15 protein-coding genes are annotated in these 16160 nt (G+C 71.8%); 12 read left to right on the top strand and 3 right to left on the bottom strand.

Translation table 11 applies throughout. The annotated features are described in order from the left end of the window. Positions 1-57 precede the first annotated feature (57 nt). Genes gatC through NUV38_RS03755 form a run of 4 tightly spaced genes read left to right on the top strand, consistent with a single transcriptional unit; the run spans position 58 to position 4072 of the window. Complete coding sequence (gene gatC, locus NUV38_RS03770; protein ID WP_257727828.1) at positions 58-357, top strand: Asp-tRNA(Asn)/Glu-tRNA(Gln) amidotransferase subunit GatC; 300 nt, start codon at positions 58-60, stop codon at positions 355-357. After that, a complete protein-coding gene (gene gatA, locus NUV38_RS03765) occupies positions 357-1853 on the top strand; it encodes an Asp-tRNA(Asn)/Glu-tRNA(Gln) amidotransferase subunit GatA (protein WP_257727827.1) in 1497 nt (498 codons plus the stop codon). The genes gatC and gatA overlap by 1 nt, the downstream gene beginning before the upstream one ends. Continuing rightward, complete coding sequence (gene gatB / locus NUV38_RS03760) at positions 1850-3373, top strand: Asp-tRNA(Asn)/Glu-tRNA(Gln) amidotransferase subunit GatB (RefSeq protein WP_257727826.1); 1524 nt, start codon at positions 1850-1852, stop codon at positions 3371-3373. Before gatA ends, gatB begins: the two co-directional genes overlap by 4 nt. A 39-nt stretch (positions 3374-3412) precedes the next feature. Beyond that, a complete protein-coding gene (locus NUV38_RS03755; protein WP_257727825.1) occupies positions 3413-4072 on the top strand; it encodes a vancomycin high temperature exclusion protein in 660 nt (219 codons plus the stop codon). A 12-nt stretch (positions 4073-4084) separates the two neighbouring features. Here NUV38_RS03755 and NUV38_RS03750 read toward each other — a convergent pair whose 3' ends face one another. Beyond that, a complete protein-coding gene (locus NUV38_RS03750; RefSeq protein WP_257727824.1) occupies positions 4085-4981 on the bottom strand; it encodes an alpha/beta fold hydrolase in 897 nt (298 codons plus the stop codon). Positions 4982-5056: 75 nt separating this feature from the next. Continuing rightward, positions 5057-5908 (bottom strand): RimK family alpha-L-glutamate ligase, encoded by an 852-nt coding sequence (locus tag NUV38_RS03745; RefSeq protein ID WP_257727823.1) that lies wholly within the window; start codon positions 5906-5908, stop codon positions 5057-5059. Between the two features lie 77 nt (positions 5909-5985). Between NUV38_RS03745 and NUV38_RS03740 the strand changes: the two genes are divergently transcribed. Further along, positions 5986-6645, top strand: coding sequence for a hypothetical protein (locus NUV38_RS03740; RefSeq protein ID WP_257727822.1), 660 nt, complete (start codon positions 5986-5988; stop codon positions 6643-6645). Here NUV38_RS03740 and NUV38_RS03735 read toward each other — a convergent pair. Beyond that, on the bottom strand, positions 6639-7247 hold the full coding sequence (locus NUV38_RS03735; protein ID WP_257727821.1) for a Pycsar system effector family protein: 609 nt from the start codon (positions 7245-7247) through the stop codon (positions 6639-6641). The two genes, NUV38_RS03740 and NUV38_RS03735, sit on opposite strands and share 7 nt — an antisense overlap. A 112-nt stretch (positions 7248-7359) precedes the next feature. Between NUV38_RS03735 and NUV38_RS03730 the strand changes: the two genes are divergently transcribed. The 7 genes from NUV38_RS03730 (at position 7360) to ilvC (ending at position 16139) form a co-directional block, all read left to right on the top strand. Continuing rightward, complete coding sequence (locus NUV38_RS03730; RefSeq protein ID WP_257727820.1) at positions 7360-7959, top strand: hypothetical protein; 600 nt, start codon at positions 7360-7362, stop codon at positions 7957-7959. A gap of 65 nt (positions 7960-8024) precedes the next feature. Then, the gene (ilvD, locus tag NUV38_RS03725; RefSeq protein WP_257727819.1) at positions 8025-9743 is read left to right on the top strand and encodes a dihydroxy-acid dehydratase; all 1719 of its coding nucleotides are present in this window, start codon (positions 8025-8027) and stop codon (positions 9741-9743) included. A 5-nt stretch (positions 9744-9748) separates the two neighbouring features. Beyond that, positions 9749-11209, top strand: coding sequence for an SDR family NAD(P)-dependent oxidoreductase (locus tag NUV38_RS03720; protein WP_257727818.1), 1461 nt, complete (start codon positions 9749-9751; stop codon positions 11207-11209). Between the two features lie 130 nt (positions 11210-11339). Then, a complete protein-coding gene (locus NUV38_RS03715; protein WP_257727817.1) occupies positions 11340-12362 on the top strand; it encodes a hypothetical protein in 1023 nt (340 codons plus the stop codon). 392 nt (positions 12363-12754) lie between these two features. Continuing rightward, complete coding sequence (locus tag NUV38_RS03710; RefSeq protein ID WP_374625974.1) at positions 12755-14542, top strand: acetolactate synthase large subunit; 1788 nt, start codon at positions 12755-12757, stop codon at positions 14540-14542. Further along, on the top strand, positions 14542-15075 hold the full coding sequence (ilvN, locus tag NUV38_RS03705; RefSeq protein ID WP_055967178.1) for an acetolactate synthase small subunit: 534 nt from the start codon (positions 14542-14544) through the stop codon (positions 15073-15075). The genes NUV38_RS03710 and ilvN overlap by 1 nt, the downstream gene beginning before the upstream one ends. A gap of 38 nt (positions 15076-15113) precedes the next feature. Further along, the gene (gene ilvC, locus NUV38_RS03700; protein WP_257727815.1) at positions 15114-16139 is read left to right on the top strand and encodes a ketol-acid reductoisomerase; all 1026 of its coding nucleotides are present in this window, start codon (positions 15114-15116) and stop codon (positions 16137-16139) included. Positions 16140-16160: the final 21 nt, after the last annotated feature.

Raw genomic sequence — 16160 nt, 5'->3', positions numbered from 1 at the left:
AGGTGACACGTCACTACGATGGGTCGGTACCCGCACCCGAGCCTGCAAGGGAGACGCATGTCGTCGGCCATCTCGCGTGAGGACGTCGCCCACCTGGCGAGCCTCGCGCGCATCTCGCTCAGCGAGGACGAGCTGGACCGGCTCGGCGCCGAGCTCCCGGCGATCCTCGACCACGTCGCCGCCGTCCAGGAGGCAGCTGCCGCCGACGTGGAGCCGATGAGCCACCCGGTGCCGATCAGCAACGTGTTCCGCGCCGACGAGGTCCGCCCCGGCCTGACGCCCGACGAGGCCCTCGCCGGCGCCCCGGCGAGCGAGGAGCAGCGCTTCCTCGTCCCGCAGATCCTCGGGGAGGAGTGATGAGCGACCTCACCCGGCTCGAGGCCGCCGAGATCGCCGACGGCCTCGCCGACGGCACCCTCACGTCCGTGGCCGTCACCCAGGCCCACCTCGACCGCATCGCCGACGTCGACGAGCGGCTCGGCGCCTTCCTGCACGTCGACGCCGAGGGTGCGCTGGCCACGGCGGCCGACGTGGACGCGCGACGTGCAGCGGGGGAGCAGCTGGCGACGCTCGCCGGCGTCCCGGTGGCCGTGAAGGACCTCATCAACACCGTCGGCCAGCCCACCACGGCCGGTTCGCGCATCCTCGAGGGCTGGGTCCCGCCCTACGACGCGACCGTCGTCGGTCGTCTGCGTGCCGCGGGTCTGCCGATCCTCGGCAAGACCAACCTCGACGAGTTCGCCATGGGCTCGTCCAACGAGCACTCGGCCTACAAGCCGGCGCGCAACCCCTGGGACACCGAGCGCATCCCCGGCGGCTCCAGTGGTGGGTCCGCGGCCGCCGTGGCCGGCTACGAGGCGCCCCTGGCCCTCGGCACCGACACCGGCGGATCCATCCGTCAGCCCGGCGCCATGACCGGCATCGTGGGCGTCAAGCCGACCTACGGCGGTGTCTCGCGCTACGGCGTCATCGCCATGGCCAGCAGCCTGGACCAGGTCGGCCCGATGGCCCGTTCCGTGCTCGACGCGGCCCTGCTGCACGAGGTGCTCGCCGGTCACGACCCGATGGACTCCACCAGCATCGACGCGCCGACGCCCGACGTCGTGGCCGCGGCCCGCCGCGGCGACGTCGCCGGCCTGCGGGTCGGTGTCGTGAAGGAGCTCGGTGGAGAGGGCTTCCAGCCCGGCGTCCAGCAGCGCTTCGACGAGTCCGTCGAGCTGCTCGCCAAGGCGGGCGCCGAGGTCGTCGAGATCTCGTGCCCGAGCTTCGTGCACGGCATCGCCGCCTACTACCTGGTCATGCCGAGCGAGGTGTCCAGCAACCTGGCCCGCTTCGACGCCATGCGGTACGGCGTGCGCGTCGCGCCCGACGGCGTCGACGGCCCCAGCGCCGAGCAGGTCATGGCCGTCAGCCGTGACGCCGGCTTCGGCGACGAGGTCAAGCGCCGCATCATCCTCGGGACGTACGCCCTGTCGAGCGGCTACTACGACGCCTACTACGGCTCGGCGCAGAAGGTGCGCACCCTCGTCGCGCGCGACTTCGCAGCCGCGTTCGAGCAGGTCGACGTGCTGGTCTCGCCCACCGCGCCCACCACGGCCTGGCGCCTGGGGGAGAAGAGCGAGGACCCGCTGGCCATGTACCTCGAGGACATCGCGACCATCCCGGCCAACCTCGCCGGCGTGCCGGGGCTCAGCCTCCCGGTCGGGCTGGCGAGCGACACGGGCCTGCCGGTCGGCGTGCAGGTGCTCGCCCCAGCCCAGGCCGACGACCGTCTGTACAACGTCGGGGCGGCCCTCGAGCGGCTCGTCGCGGCACCACGGCTGAGCGAGATCGACGCAGGAGCGACCCGATGAGCACCCAGACCACCCCCGCGCTCGTCCCGTTCGAGAAGGCGATCGAGCGCTACGACCCGGTCCTCGGGCTCGAGGTCCACGTCGAGCTGAACACCGCCACGAAGATGTTCTGCGGCTGTGCGACCGTGTTCGGCTCCGAGCCCAACACCCAGGTGTGCCCCGTCTGCCTGGGCCTGCCGGGCGCCCTGCCCGTCGTGAACGCCAAGGCGGTCGAGTCGGCCATCCGCATCGGGCTCGCGCTCAACTGCGAGATCGCCGAGTGGTGCCGCTTCGCGCGCAAGAACTACTTCTACCCGGACATGCCGAAGAACTTCCAGACGTCGCAGTACGACGAGCCGATCGCCTTCGACGGCTACGTCGACCTCGACGTCCCTCTGCCGGACGGTGGGGTCGAGACGTTCCGCATCGAGATCGAGCGCGCCCACATGGAGGAGGACACCGGCAAGTCCCTGCACGTCGGCGGTGCCACCGGACGCATCCACGGCGCCGACCACTCGCTGCTCGACTACAACCGGGCCGGCATCCCACTGATCGAGATCGTCACCCGCACGATCGAGGTGCCGGCCGACCGGGCCCCGCTCGTGGCCCGCGCCTACGTCCAGCACCTGCGCGACCTCATGGTGGCGCTCGGTGTCTCCGACGCCCGCATGGACCAGGGCTCGCTGCGCGCCGACGTGAACCTGTCCCTCAAGCCGACCGGCTCGTCCACGCTCGGCACCCGCAGCGAGACCAAGAACGTCAACTCCTTCCGCTCGGTGGAGCGGGCGGTGCGCTTCGAGGTCACCCGGCACGCCGGCGTGCTCGACGCCGGGCAGAGCATCCTGCAGGAGACGCGCCACTTCCACGAGTCCGACGGCACCACGTCGCCCGGCCGCCCCAAGTCCGACGCCGACGACTACCGCTACTTCCCCGAGCCCGACCTCGCGCCGGTCGCGCCGTCGCGCGCCTGGGTCGACGAGCTGCGGGGCACGTTGCCCGAGCCTCCCGCCGAGCGGCGCAAGAGGCTGCAGGCGGAGTGGGACTTCTCCGACCTCGACATGCGCGACACCGTGGGTGCCGGTGCGCTGGAGCTCGTCGTGGCCACGGTCGCGGCCGGGGCCACCCCGGCGGCGGCGAAGAAGTGGTGGCTCGGTGAGCTGGCGCGCCGCGCCAACGAGTCCGGCACCGGCCTCGACGAGCTGGGCGTCACGCCGGAGCAGGTCGCGGGCGTGCAGGCCCTGATCGACTCCGGTCGCGTCAACGACAAGCTCGCTCGGCAGGTGCTGGAGGGCGTGCTGGCCGGCGAGGGCACGCCCGAGGAGGTCGTGACCGCGCGCGGGCTCGAGGTCGTGTCCGACGACGGTGCGCTCGGCGCTGCCGTCGACACCGCCATCGCGGCCAACCCCGACGTCGCCCAGAAGATCCGCGACGGCAAGGTGCAGGCCGCCGGGGCGCTCATCGGCGCCGTCATGAAGGAGATGCGGGGCCAGGCCGACGCCGGGCGCGTGCGCGAGCTGATCCTCGAGAAGCTCGGCGGATGAGCCCGTCACGATGACGAGCGCCCCGGACGGCGTCGACCCGTGAGCCGGTCCATGTCGCGCTTCCTCGGCATCGCGGGTCTCGCCGTCACCGCGCTCGTCGGCTCGTCGGTCGTGGTCGCGAACCTCGTGGTGGTGGGTCGGACCTCCGACGACCTGACGCGTGACGTCGACGACCTCGGCCCGGCGCAGGTCGTGATCGTGCCGGGCGCCGGCGTCTATCCGGACGGAACGCTCGGGCGGCCGGTCGAGGAGCGCGTGCGGGCCGCCGTCGCCCTCCACGAGGCGGGCCTGGTGGAGAAGATCCTTCTGTCGGGCGACAACGGCACCAGCACCTACAACGAGCCCGACGCGATGCGCCAGGCGGTGCTCGAGGCCGGCGTGCCCGCGGCCGACGTCTTCACCGACTACGCGGGCTTCAGCACGTGGCACACCATGCGGCGCGCCCGGGACGTGTTCGGCGTCGACGACGCGATCGTCGTCACCCAGGGCGTCTACGCGGCACGGACGGTCGACCTGGGCGTCGCGGCCGGTCTCGACGTCGAGGGCTACGTCGTCAGCGAGGGCGGTCGACGTGCGCGCGAGTGGCTGGCTCGCGTCCGCGGCCTCGGCGAGGCGACGCTGCGCCCGCGGGTCACACCGGGCCCGGCGATCCCCATCACCGGTGACGGGCGCGCCTCCTGGGCCGACGCCCCGGCCTGAACCGGTGCGGCCTCAGGCTCCGCGCAGCGCGTCGATGCGCTCCAGCAGCAGCCGCAGCTCCTCGCGCACGACCTCGGGCTGCTCGACCGGGATGAAGTGCGTGGCGTCGAGCTCGCGGTAGCGGGAGCGCTTCACGGCCTGCGACGCGGTGTACATGTCGCGCGCGCCCGTGAGCACGTCCCACCGGCCGGACACGAACGTGGTGGGCACGTCGATCGAGGAGAGCGAGACGCGGGAGTGCTCGGCCACGCCGAGCGCGAGCTTCGCGTACCAGGCGGGATGCGTCGTGCAGAACTCCTTCACCATCGCCTGCAGCTCCGCGGTGTCGGCCGCCGGGTCGATGAGTCGGGTGCGACGCAGGATGTTGGTGGTGGAGCGCGTCCAGGGGATCCGGGTCGTCAGGGGGGCGATGCCGTGCCCGGTCACGGTGGTGATGCGCGCCAGGCCCACCATCAGCTGGCGGGCCAGGAACGGCGGGACGTGCAGCGGTGCAAGCATCGTGCCGAAGGTGTTGCCCGGCACGCCCGCGACGGCGAGGACCCCCTCCACCCTGTCGGGGTGGCGTCCGGCCAGCTCGAAGGCCACGGTCACCCCGGCCGACCAGCTCAGCAGGGGGGCCGACTCGATCCCGGCGTGGTCCATGACCGCCAGGGCGTCCTCCACGTACGCATCGAGATCGACCCGGCCGTCCTTGGGTCGTGCCGACCCTCCGACGCCGCGGTGGTTCCACGAGACGACGCGCACGCCGCAGTCCGGACGCAGCAGGGTGGGCCACGCGTAGGGGTTGGTCCCCAGCCCGTTGCACAGGAGCACGGTGGGGCCGTCGGCGTCGTTCGTCCAGGCCCTCAGGCGTGTGCCGTCGGCACTCGTCACGTCGTAGAAGCGCACGAGTCCGGGAGTCGAGGTCACGGGCGTCGATCCTGCCTCCTCCGGCCCCCGCCCGCAACGCGTTCGCCGGAACCGGTGCCTCGCGGTCGAGTGGCCCTAGACCCCGAGCCGACGCTGCAGGGCGGTCGCGAACGCCGCCGCGCCGGTGGGGGTGTGGTCGAGGAAGAACGACGGCTCGGTCAGCTCGAGCTCCATGAGTCGCAGGTCGCCGTCGGATCCGGTCACCACGTCCACCCGGGCGTAGAGCAGGTCGTCGCCCACCAGGTCGCGCGCGACCGACACGGCGCGCTCGGCGAAGGCCACCTGCTCCGGCGTGGCGTCCCTCGACGCGATGTCCTCCTTCAGCTCGGGCAGCCCGCGAGGGTCACCCTCGCCCACGAGCAGTGCGCCCTTGCGGAAGGCGTGGGAGTACGTCCGGTCGAAGAGCAGCAGACCCGTCTCGCCGTCGGTGTCGACGGAGGCGACGTACGGCTGGACCATGGTCGGCCGGCCGGCGTCGAGCAGGCTGCGGCTGTGGGCGACGGCCCGCTCGGGATCGCTCCAGCGCGCCGTGTCGGCGGAGCCCGCGGAGATGGTCGGCTTCACGACCCACTCGTCGGCCTCCGGCAACGCCCCGGCGGACCGGACGGACCAGGCCGTCTCGACCACGGCCACGTCGGCGTCGACGAGCTGGCGGAGGTAGGTCTTGTCGGTGTTCCAGCGCAGCACGCCGGCCGAGTTCGCCAGCCGGGGCACGCTGTCGGCCCAGGCGAGGAACGCGTCGCGCCGTGGGACGTAGTCCCAGCACGACCGCACGACCACGAGGTCGTAGGAGGCCCAGTCGACGTCGGGGTCGTCCCAGACGGCGGTCTCGGCATCGATCCCGACCTCCGCGACGGCGGCGGTGAGCAGGGGGAGGTCGGCGTCGACCTCGCGGAAGTCGGCCCCGCAGGCCCAGGCGATGCGCATGAACCCATCGTGCCAGGTCCAGATTCTGTCTTACCTGAACGCATAGGCTTATCTCCATGGTGAAGGTTCACACGCGAGTGACGGTAATCGTGGACCTCGTCGGCTCGCGCCGCCACGGCGATCGCGCCTGGGTCCACCGGGCGTTCACCCAGGCTCTGGCGGCGGTCAACGCGGCGGTGCCTGCCGAGCAGGCCCTCGAGCCGACGCTGGGCGACGAGGCCCAAGCCCGGTACCGCACGGTCGAGGAGGCCCTGCGGGCCACCCTGCTGCTTCGTCTCGAGCTGCCCGAGGAGCTCGACGCACGGGCCGGGATCGGGGTGGGAGCCGTGCAGCACCTGGGGACGGGTGCGGTGGGGCTGCTCCAGGACGGCCCCGGCTGGTGGGCGGCACGCGACGCCATCGACGAGGCGAAGGCCCGCGAGACCGCGCGGGACCGGACGCTGCGCACCTGGTTCGTCGTCGCGCCGGACGCACCCGACGACCCGGCCCGCCCCGACCCGGCGTACGTCGACGCCCTCCTGCTGCTGCGCGACGAGATCGTGACGGGCATGCCGGTCCGTTCCCGTCGCCTGCTGCGCGGTGTGCTCGGCGGACGCACCCAGGCCGAGCTGGCCGAGCGGGAGGGCATCAGCCCCTCCGCGGTCTCGCAGAACCTGCGACGCAGCGGCGCCCACGCCGTGCTGCACGCCCACGCCTTGCTGCTGAGGGGAGCGGTAGCCGGCCCCGACCCTCAGTAGCCGGTGAGGGCGGCGAGCAGGAAGAACGGCACCGACGCGCCCGCGAGGCGCATCGCGACCCGCACCCAGTGGTACTTGCGCGCCACGATCCGCGACAGCTCGTAGAGCTGGTGCCGGGTGCGCGCAGGCAACGTCGGCGGGTGGGCCTCGAGGGTCTCGTCCAGGTCGTCGCGCGAGGCGAAGGCCGCCACGTGCCCCCAGTAGTACACGTGCGGCGACGGCGGGGGAACGGTGAAGCGGGGCCATACCGCGCACGCTGCAGCCCCGACGGACCCGCCCGCGAGCAGCGCGCCCACGGTCCAGACGCCGCGCCCGAACGGCTCGAGCTCCGCCGGGCTCCAGTCCCGGGCCAGCAGGCCGGCGAGCAGCGCACCGAAGCCGATGCCGAGGACGGCGAGCACCATGGACGCCTTGTGGTCGGCGGCGCCCACCTCGTTGCGGGCCTCGGCGAGGATGCTGAGCTCGACCTCGAGCGGCCCGACCTCGAGCGACCCGGCCCCGACCGCTCGCTCGTGGTGGGGCGCGGCATCGCCGTCGGGCTCGGGCGCCGGCAGGTCGCCGGTGGTCAGGTGTCGGCTGACGTCGTCGGTCGCATCGGTCATGGCACCTCCTCGCGCGCCATCGTGCCAGGGGAGGGCGACATGTCGTCGTGCAATCAAGTCTCTAGACTTGATTCCTGAGAATCAAGCCTCAGGCATTGATACACTGTCTCCCATGTTCGCCCTCACCATCGACCAGCGGGGGAGCCGTCTGTCCGACGACGAGGTGCCGGGGCTCCTGGACCTCCTCGCCGGCGCCGAGACCGTTCGCGCGTTCGAGCGCACCGTGGGAGACGAGGTCCAGGGCCTCGTCTCGGTGCCGGAGGTCGCCGTCGAGGTGGTCACCCAGGTGGCCCGCACCGGCCGCTGGTGGATCGGGGTGGGGGTCGGGGACGTCGACTCGCCGACACCGCCCTCGGTCCGCGCGGCTCGGGGTCCTGCGCTCTTCGCGGCTCGGGTCGCGGTCGAGCGAGCGGCACGGTGCACCGCGGGCGTGGCGCTGGAGGCGGGTGAGGGTCGCGACGCCCAGGACGCCCTCGACGCCGAGACCGTCCTGCAGGTGCTGGGCCGGCTCGTCGTGGACCGCTCGCCGGACGGCCAGGAGGCGGTCGACGAGGTGCGGCGCCACGCCACGCAGCGAGCAGCCGCCGAGCAGCTCGGCATCACGCCCCAGGCCATGAGCGCTCGCCTGCAGGTCGCCCGTCGCGACGACGAGGACCGTCTGCGCGCCCTGGCCGTCCGACTGCTCGCCCGCGCCGACGCCGCGACCTCCTGACCTCCTGACCGGGTGTCGGTGGCGGCCGGGGACGGGGTCGCAGACCCCGGTCGTAGGATCAGCCCATGCCCAGCGAGACCCCCGACAGCCGTCCTGCCCCGACGCCGGAGCCCGGCGTCGACATCAAGCCCCGCAGCCGCGACGTCACCGACGGCCTGGAGAAGACCGCCGCGCGCGGCATGCTGCGTGCCGTCGGCATGGGTGACGACGACTGGGTCAAGCCGCAGATCGGCGTCGCGTCGAGCTGGAACGAGATCACGCCCTGCAACCTCTCGCTCGACCGGCTCGCCAAGTCCGTGAAGACCGGCGTGCACGCCGCGGGCGGGTACCCGCTCGAGTTCGGCACCATCAGCGTCTCCGACGGCATCAGCATGGGTCACGAGGGCATGCACTTCTCGCTGGTGAGCCGCGAGGTGATCGCCGACTCCGTCGAGACGGTCATGATGGCCGAGCGACTCGACGGCTCCGTGCTGCTGGCCGGCTGCGACAAGAGTCTGCCCGGCATGCTCATGGCCGCCGCCCGGCTCGACCTCTCCAGCGTGTTCCTCTACGCCGGCTCGATCATGCCGGGCAACGTCGACGGCAAGGACGTCACGATCATCGACGCCTTCGAGGCCGTCGGTGCCTGCATGCGCGGTCTCATCACCCGCGAGGAGGTCGACCGCATCGAGCGGGCGATCTGCCCGGGCGAGGGCGCGTGCGGCGGCATGTACACCGCCAACACGATGGCCTCGGCCGCCGAGGCGCTCGGCATGAGCCTGCCCGGCTCGGCCGCCCCGCCGGCGCCCGACCGTCGTCGTGACGACTATGCCGAGAAGTCCGGCGAGGCCGTCGTCGAGCTGCTGCGTCGCGGCATCACCGCACGCGACATCATGACGCTCGAGGCGTTCGAGAACGCCATCACCGTCGTCATGGCGCTCGGCGGCTCCACCAACGCCGTGCTGCACCTGCTCGCGATCGCCCGCGAGGCCGGTGTCCCGCTCACGCTCGACGACTTCAACCGGGTCGGGGACAAGGTGCCCCACCTGGGCGACCTCAAGCCCTTCGGCCGCTACGTCATGAACGACGTCGACAAGGTCGGCGGCATCCCCGTCATCATGAAGGCGCTGCTCGACGCAGGGCTCATGCACGGCGACGTCATGACGGTCACCGGTCGCACCATGGCCGAGAACCTGGCCGACATCGACCTGGGTCTGGACGGCGACATCATCCGCCCGCTCGACGCACCGATCCACAAGACGGGCGGCCTCACGATCCTGCGCGGCTCGCTCGCGCCCGAGGGAGCCGTGGTCAAGAGCGCCGGCTTCGACTCCGACGTCTTCACCGGGACGGCGCGGGTCTTCGACGGCGAGCGCGCCGCCATGGACGCGCTGGAGGACGGCACCATCGCCGCGGGCGACGTCGTGGTCATCCGCAACGAGGGTCCGAAGGGCGGTCCGGGCATGCGCGAGATGCTCGCGATCACCGGCGCCATCAAGGGCGCAGGCCTGGGCAAGGACGTCCTGCTGCTCACCGACGGCCGCTTCTCCGGGGGCACGACCGGCCTGTGCGTCGGGCACGTGGCGCCCGAGGCGGTCGACGGTGGACCGATCGCCTTCGTGGCCGACGGCGACCCGATCACGCTCGACGTCGCCAACCGGACCCTCGAGGTGGAGATCGACGACGACGAGCTCGAGCGGCGCAAGGTCGGCTGGGAGCCCATGGCCCCGAAGTACACGTCCGGCGTGCTCGCCAAGTACCGCAAGCTGGTCAGCTCCGCGGCGCACGGCGCCGTCACCGGGTAGCAGGAGTGGCCGACTTCACCGACGAGGAGCTCGCCACCGCCCTGAAGGTGCTCGGTGAGGCGCAGCACCTCACCGAGGACGACGCGTCGTACGTCGCGCTGCGACGTGCCTGCGGTCGGTTCTACAAGGACGTCAAGAAGCAGCGTCGCAAGGCGGCGCGGGACGCGACGGCCGCCGCCGATCGTGAGGTCGTGGAGCGGACCGCCACGGGCTCGGCGCAGCGCATCGACGACGAGACCGCCGGGATCGCCCTGACGTCCACGGCACGGGGTGCGACCGCCGGGGTCCTGCAGGTGCCTCGCGGCTGCTACGTCTGCAAGCGCAAGTTCACGCTGGTCGACGCGTTCTACCACCAGCTCTGCCCGGAGTGCGCGGCCCTGAGCCACGCCAAGCGGGATGCGCGCACCGACCTCACCGGGCGTCGGGCGCTGCTGACCGGCGGCCGCGCGAAGATCGGCATGTACATCGCGCTGCGGCTGCTGCGCGACGGCGCCGAGACCACGATCACGACCCGGTTCCCGCGCGACGCGGTGCGGCGGTTCGCCGGGCTGCCCGACAGCGCCGACTGGCTGCACCGGCTCCGCGTGGTGGGCATCGACCTGCGCGACCCGGCACAGGTGGTCGGGCTGGCCGACGACCTCGCGTCCCGCGGTCACCTCGACATCCTCATCAACAACGCAGCGCAGACGGTCCGTCGGTCGCCGGGGGCGTACGGTCCTCTGGCCGAGGCGGAGGACGCCCCGCTCCCGCCCGGGCTGACGTACGAGACGGGCGGACCCGAGCTCGTCACGTTCGGCCACACGAGCGACCTGCACCCCGCCGCACTCGTCGGCTCGGTGGAGTCGCACCCCGTGCTGGCCGGCGACGCCTCGACGGCGGACGCGCTCACCGAGCGGACGCATCGTCTGGAGCAGGCGCTCACCGCGGGGTCGGCCGACCTGAGCCGGATCGACGCCGGGGGACTGGTGCCCGACGTCGTCGACACGAACAGCTGGGTGCAGACCGTCTCGGAGGTCGACGCGCTGGAGCTGCTCGAGGTCCAGCTGTGCAACCAGACGGCGCCGTTCCTGCTGATCAGCCGCCTGCGGCCTGCGCTCGCGGCCTCTCCCGCGCGGCGCACGTACGTCGTGAACGTCTCGGCGATGGAAGGGCAGTTCTCCCGGCGGTACAAGGGACCCGGGCACCCCCACACGAACATGAGCAAGGCCGCGCTCAACATGCTCACGCGCACGAGTGCGGGCGAGATGCTGGAGTCCGACGGCATCCTCATGACCGCGGTCGACACCGGCTGGATCACCGACGAACGGCCGCACACCACGAAGGTCCGCCTGGCGGAGGAGGGCTTCAAGGCTCCCCTCGACCTGGTCGACGGTGCGGCGCGCGTGTACGACCCGATCGTGCGGGGCGAGGCGGGCGAGGACGTGCACGGCGTGTTCCTCAAGGACTACGACGTCTCACCCTGGTGAGCGTGGCCGGCCGGTCCACTTGACCTAGGTCATGGACTTCGCCGGCTTTGGTCCCGGAAAGATCCGCGAAGCGGCGTCAGCGTCCTGGGGCGCCCTACTCTCCAAGAGCGGAGAGCAGGGGAGGGCCGCCATGTCGAGCAGGTCGAGGTTCGGTCGGGGCGTCGGACGCCTGGGTCGGGTGGTCGTGGTCGTGGTCGCACCCGTCCTCGTGGCGGCGGCGCTGGTGGCCGGTCCTGCGGCGGCAGACGACGCCGGAGCCGGTCTCGCGGGACGGCTCGTCCAGGCCGACGGCAGCGCCTGGGACGCCACGCCGTGGACGGTCACGGCCGTCCCCGTCGACGGTGCCGGTGACCAGGTCGACACCGCTGTCGCGAGCGACGGCTCCTACCGACTGGCCGGCGTCCGTGACGGCCGCTACCGGATCCGCGCCGTCCCGGCCGAGGAGAGGTCGGGCATCCCCGCGATGTGGCTCGGCGGGACGCTGCGCGAGGACGAGGCCACGGTCGTGGACGTCCGTGCGGGTCGTGACCTCGACGGACTCGACGTCGTCCGGTTCGACGGCAGCAACCTCCCGCGCCGAGCCACCGCCACCTGGCGGCCCTACGTCAAGGGCACGCCGAAGGTGGGATGGACGCTCACGGCGGACCCGCAGGAGTGGACGGTCGAGGACGACTGGTTCGGTGAACCGATGCCGGTCACCGACGACCTGTTCACCTTCCAGTGGCTCGCCGACGGCAGGCCCGTCGCCGGGGCCACGGGTCGCACCTTCGTGCCCACGGCGAGCCAGCTCGGGCGTTCGCTCTCGGTCCGCGTCGGGGTGGACCTGCCGAACACGACCACGTCGAACGACACGAGCGCGAGCACCGCGGTCGTGGTGCGGGGCCGCAACACCCCGTGCTCCCGCGTCACCCTGACCGGCAAGGCCACGGTCGGCCGCACCCTCGTCGCCAGTCGGTCGCGGTGCTGGGCCGCGCCGGGGACCAAGGTCACCCACGTCTGGTACGCCGACGGTCGTCGGGTGGCGACCACGACGAGCCCTCGCCTGACGCTGCGCAAGAAGCTCCGCGGTGACCGGGTGAGCGTCCGCGTGGTCGCCACGGCCCCGGGCTACGCCACGGCCACGGTGCGCACGACGACGCGCAAGGTCCGCTGACGCGGCGCCGCCCCGGCGGGGGTTCCGGGCCGTGGGCGGAAGAGGGCCCGGCGGGGGTTCCGGGCCGTAGCGGAAGAGGGCCCGGCGGGGGTTCCGGGCCGTGGGCGGAAGAGGGACCAGTCCGGATGCTGGTACGTCCCGTCTCAGTACTTGACCACGCCCCGGGCGAGGGCCAGACTGGGGCGGTGCACGCCATGCTGCTCGTAGTAGATGTCTGACGCGACGACCCGCCGTCTCGCGTCACCCTCCGTACGCCATCATTGGCCGGAGGGTTTTTTCATGCGAGGACACCGTCGGGTCGGCGTCACGAGCGACCGGCGGCAGCACGACCACCACCCGGAACACCCAGCCCAGAACACCCGAGAACCGTGGACCGAAGCGAGGAACGACCGATGACGGAACAGGTCACGAGGCCGAGCACCGAGACGCTGACGGGTGCGCAGAGCCTCGTCCGCTCCCTCGAGCACGCCGGCGTCGAGGTCATCTTCGGCATCCCCGGCGGTGCGATCCTGCCTGCCTACGACCCGCTGTTCGACTCGAGCATCCGGCACGTGCTGGTGCGTCACGAGCAGGGCGCCGGGCATGCCGCGCAGGGATACGCCATGGTCACCGGCCGCGTCGGCGTCTGCATGGCGACCTCGGGCCCGGGTGCCACGAACCTCGTGACGGCCATCGCCGACGCGTACATGGACTCCGTGCCGGTCGTCGCGATCACCGGTCAGGTGTCGTCGAGCCTCATCGGCACCGACGGCTTCCAGGAGGCCGACATCCGCGGCATCACGATGCCGATCACCAAGCACAGCTACCTGGTCACCGACCCCGCCGAGATCCCGCGCGTGGTCGCCGAGGCCTTCCACATCGCCGGCACGGGACGTCCGGGTCCGGTGCTCGTCGACATCGCGAAGGACGCGCTGCAGACCGCGACGACGTTCCACTGGCCGAACGAGCTCGCCCTGCCGGGCTATCGGCCCACGACCCGCCCGCACGGCAAGCAGGTGCGCGAGGCGGCTCGGCTCATCGCGGCCGCCGAGCGGCCGGTGCTCTACGTCGGTGGCGGCGTCATCAAGGCCGACGCCGCGGCCGAGCTGGCCATGCTGGTCGAGCTGACGCAGATCCCCGTGGTCACCACGCTCATGGCGCGCGGCGCGTTCCCCGACTCCCACGAGCTGAACCTCGGCATGCCGGGCATGCACGGGACCGTGGCCGCGGTCGCGGCGCTGCAGAAGTCCGACCTGCTGATCTCGCTCGGCGCGCGCTTCGACGACCGGGTCACGGGCAACCTCGACACGTTCGCCCCCGGTGCCAAGGTCATCCACGCCGACATCGACCCGGCCGAGATCGGCAAGAACCGCGAGGTCGACGTGCCGATCGTCGGCGACTGCCGCGAGGTCATCGCCGACCTCGTGGTCACGCTGCGCAAGCAGGCCGAGGAGACCGGCGTGCAGGGGGAGTACGGACCCTGGCGCGAGCGGATGCTCTCGACCAAGGGGCGGTTCCCGGTCGGCTACGACAAGCCGTCCGAGGGGCTCGCACCGCAGACCGTCATCGAGCGGATCAGCGCCATCGCCGGACCCGACGCCACCTATGCGGCCGGGGTCGGGCAGCACCAGATGTGGTCGACGCACTTCATCGACTTCGAGCGCCCGCGCCAGTGGCTGAACTCCGGTGGCGCCGGCACCATGGGCTACGCCGTCCCGGCCGCGATGGGCGCCCAGGTCGGGCTGCCCGACTCGGTCGTCTGGGCGATCGACGGCGACGGCTGCTTCCAGATGACCAACCAGGAGCTCGCCACCTGCGCGATCGAGGGCATCCCGATCAAGGTCGCGGTCATCAACAACTCCTCGCTCGGCATGGTGCGCCAGTGGCAGACCCTGTTCTACGAGGGCCGTTACTCCAACACCGACCTCAACACCGGTCCGGAGTCCATCGGTGCGCGCCGCATCCCCGACTTCGTGAAGCTGGCGGAGGCGTACGGGTGCGTGGGCCTGCGTTGCGACAGCGAGGACGACCTCGACGCCGTCATCGAGGAGGCCATGGCGATCACCGACCGGCCCGTCGTCATCGACTTCGTGGTCGAGCGCGACGCCATGGTCTGGCCGATGGTCGCGGCCGGCACGAGCAACGACGACATCAAGATCGCGCGCGACATGGCGCCCGAGTGGGACGACGAGGACCTCTGATGACAACGCAGCACACGCTCAGCGTCCTGGTGGAGAACACACCGGGCGTCCTGGCCCGCGTCTCGAGCCTGTTCATGCGGCGCGGGTTCAACATCGACTCGCTCGCGGTCGGCCCCACGGAGATCCCCGAGATCTCCCGCATGACGATCGTCGTCAACGTCGACGAGCTGCCCCTGGAGCAGGTCACCAAGCAGCTCAACAAGCTCGTGAACGTGCTGAAGATCGTCGAGCTGGACTCGGCGTCGGCGGTCGAGCGCGAGCTCATGCTCATCAAGGTGCGCACGGACGCGCAGACCCGTGGGCAGGTGCTCGAGACCGTGCAGCTGTTCCGCGCCAAGGTCGTCGACGTGTCCACCGATGCCGTCACCATCGAGGCGACGGGCGACTCGGGCAAGCTGACGGCCATGCTCAACGTGCTCGAGCCGTTCGGCATCCGCGAGATCGCCCAGTCCGGTCGCGTCGCGATCGGACGCGGCGCACGGTCCATCACCGACCGCACGCTGCGGACGGTGCCGGGCCACCAGAGCGCCTGACCATCCCACGAACCCATCCACGACACGAGGAGATACCAGTGGCCGAGTTGTTCTACGACGACGACGCAGACCTCAGCATCATCCAGGGCAAGCAGGTTGCCGTCATCGGCTACGGCAGCCAGGGACACGCCCACGCCCTGAACCTGCGCGACTCCGGCGTCGACGTCCGCGTCGGCCTCGCCGAAGGCTCCAAGAGCCGCGAGAAGGCCGAGGCCGAGGGCCTGCGCGTGCTCAGCGTCGCCGACGCCGTCGAGGAGGCCGACGTCATCGTCGTGCTGACCCCCGACCAGGTGCAGCGCCACGTGTACGCCGAGTCCATCGAGCCCAACCTCGTCGACGGCGACGCGCTCGTGTTCGGCCACGGCTTCAACATCCGGTACGGCTACATCAAGCCGCCCGCCGGTGTCGACGTGCTGCTGGTGGCGCCGAAGGCTCCCGGCCACACCGTGCGCCGTGAGTTCGTGGCCGGCCGCGGCATCCCGGACATCATCGCCGTCGAGCAGGACGCCAGCGGCCAGGGCTGGGACCTCGCCCTCTCGTACGCGAAGGCCATCGGCGGCGCCCGCGCCGGCGTCATCAAGACGACCTTCACCGAGGAGACCGAGACCGACCTCTTCGGCGAGCAGGCCGTGCTGTGCGGCGGCATGTCGCACCTCGTGCAGGCCGGGTTCGAGACCCTCACCGAGGCCGGCTACCAGCCGGAGATCGCCTACTTCGAGGTGCTGCACGAGCTCAAGCTGATCGTCGACCTCATGTGGGAGGGCGGCATCGCCAAGCAGCGCTGGAGCATCTCCGACACCGCTGAGTACGGCGACTACGTCTCCGGACCGCGCGTGGTCGACTCCTCGGTCAAGGAGCGCATGCAGGCCGTGCTCGCCGACATCCAGGACGGCACGTTCGCCAAGCGCTTCATCGACGACCAGGACGCCGGCGCCCCGGAGTTCCTCGCCCTGCGCGAGCAGGAGGCGGGTCACCCGATCGAGGCCACCGGCAAGGTGCTGCGCTCCCACTTCTCGTGGAAGCAGTCCGACGATGACTACGTCGAGGGTTCTGCCGCTCGCTGACGCACCGCTCGAGCCACGAAG

Origin of the sequence: Aeromicrobium sp. 50.2.37 (assembly GCF_024655735.1) — a bacterium.
Lineage (GTDB): Bacteria > Actinomycetota > Actinomycetes > Propionibacteriales > Nocardioidaceae > Aeromicrobium.
The sequence above is the reverse complement of the archived record's forward strand: the minus strand, read 5'-3'. Positions and strand labels throughout refer to the sequence as shown.

Bases quoted from the DNA above. Each gene is read 5' to 3' on its own strand.
- gatA (WP_257727827.1), top strand. From the start codon at position 357: ATGAGCGACCTCACCCGGCTCGAGGCCGCCGAGATCGCCGACGGCCTC.
- NUV38_RS03735 (WP_257727821.1), bottom strand. From the start codon at position 7,247: ATGACCGATGCGACCGACGACGTCAGCCGACACCTGACCACCGGCGAC.
- NUV38_RS03715 (WP_257727817.1), top strand. From the start codon at position 11,340: ATGTCGAGCAGGTCGAGGTTCGGTCGGGGCGTCGGACGCCTGGGTCGG.
- NUV38_RS03710 (WP_374625974.1), top strand. From the start codon at position 12,755: ATGACGGAACAGGTCACGAGGCCGAGCACCGAGACGCTGACGGGTGCG.
- ilvD (WP_257727819.1), top strand. From the start codon at position 8,025: ATGCCCAGCGAGACCCCCGACAGCCGTCCTGCCCCGACGCCGGAGCCC.
- NUV38_RS03730 (WP_257727820.1), top strand. From the start codon at position 7,360: ATGTTCGCCCTCACCATCGACCAGCGGGGGAGCCGTCTGTCCGACGAC.
- NUV38_RS03745 (WP_257727823.1), bottom strand. From the start codon at position 5,908: ATGCGCATCGCCTGGGCCTGCGGGGCCGACTTCCGCGAGGTCGACGCC.
- gatB (WP_257727826.1), top strand. From the start codon at position 1,850: ATGAGCACCCAGACCACCCCCGCGCTCGTCCCGTTCGAGAAGGCGATC.
- ilvN (WP_055967178.1), top strand. From the start codon at position 14,542: ATGACAACGCAGCACACGCTCAGCGTCCTGGTGGAGAACACACCGGGC.
- gatC (WP_257727828.1), top strand. From the start codon at position 58: ATGTCGTCGGCCATCTCGCGTGAGGACGTCGCCCACCTGGCGAGCCTC.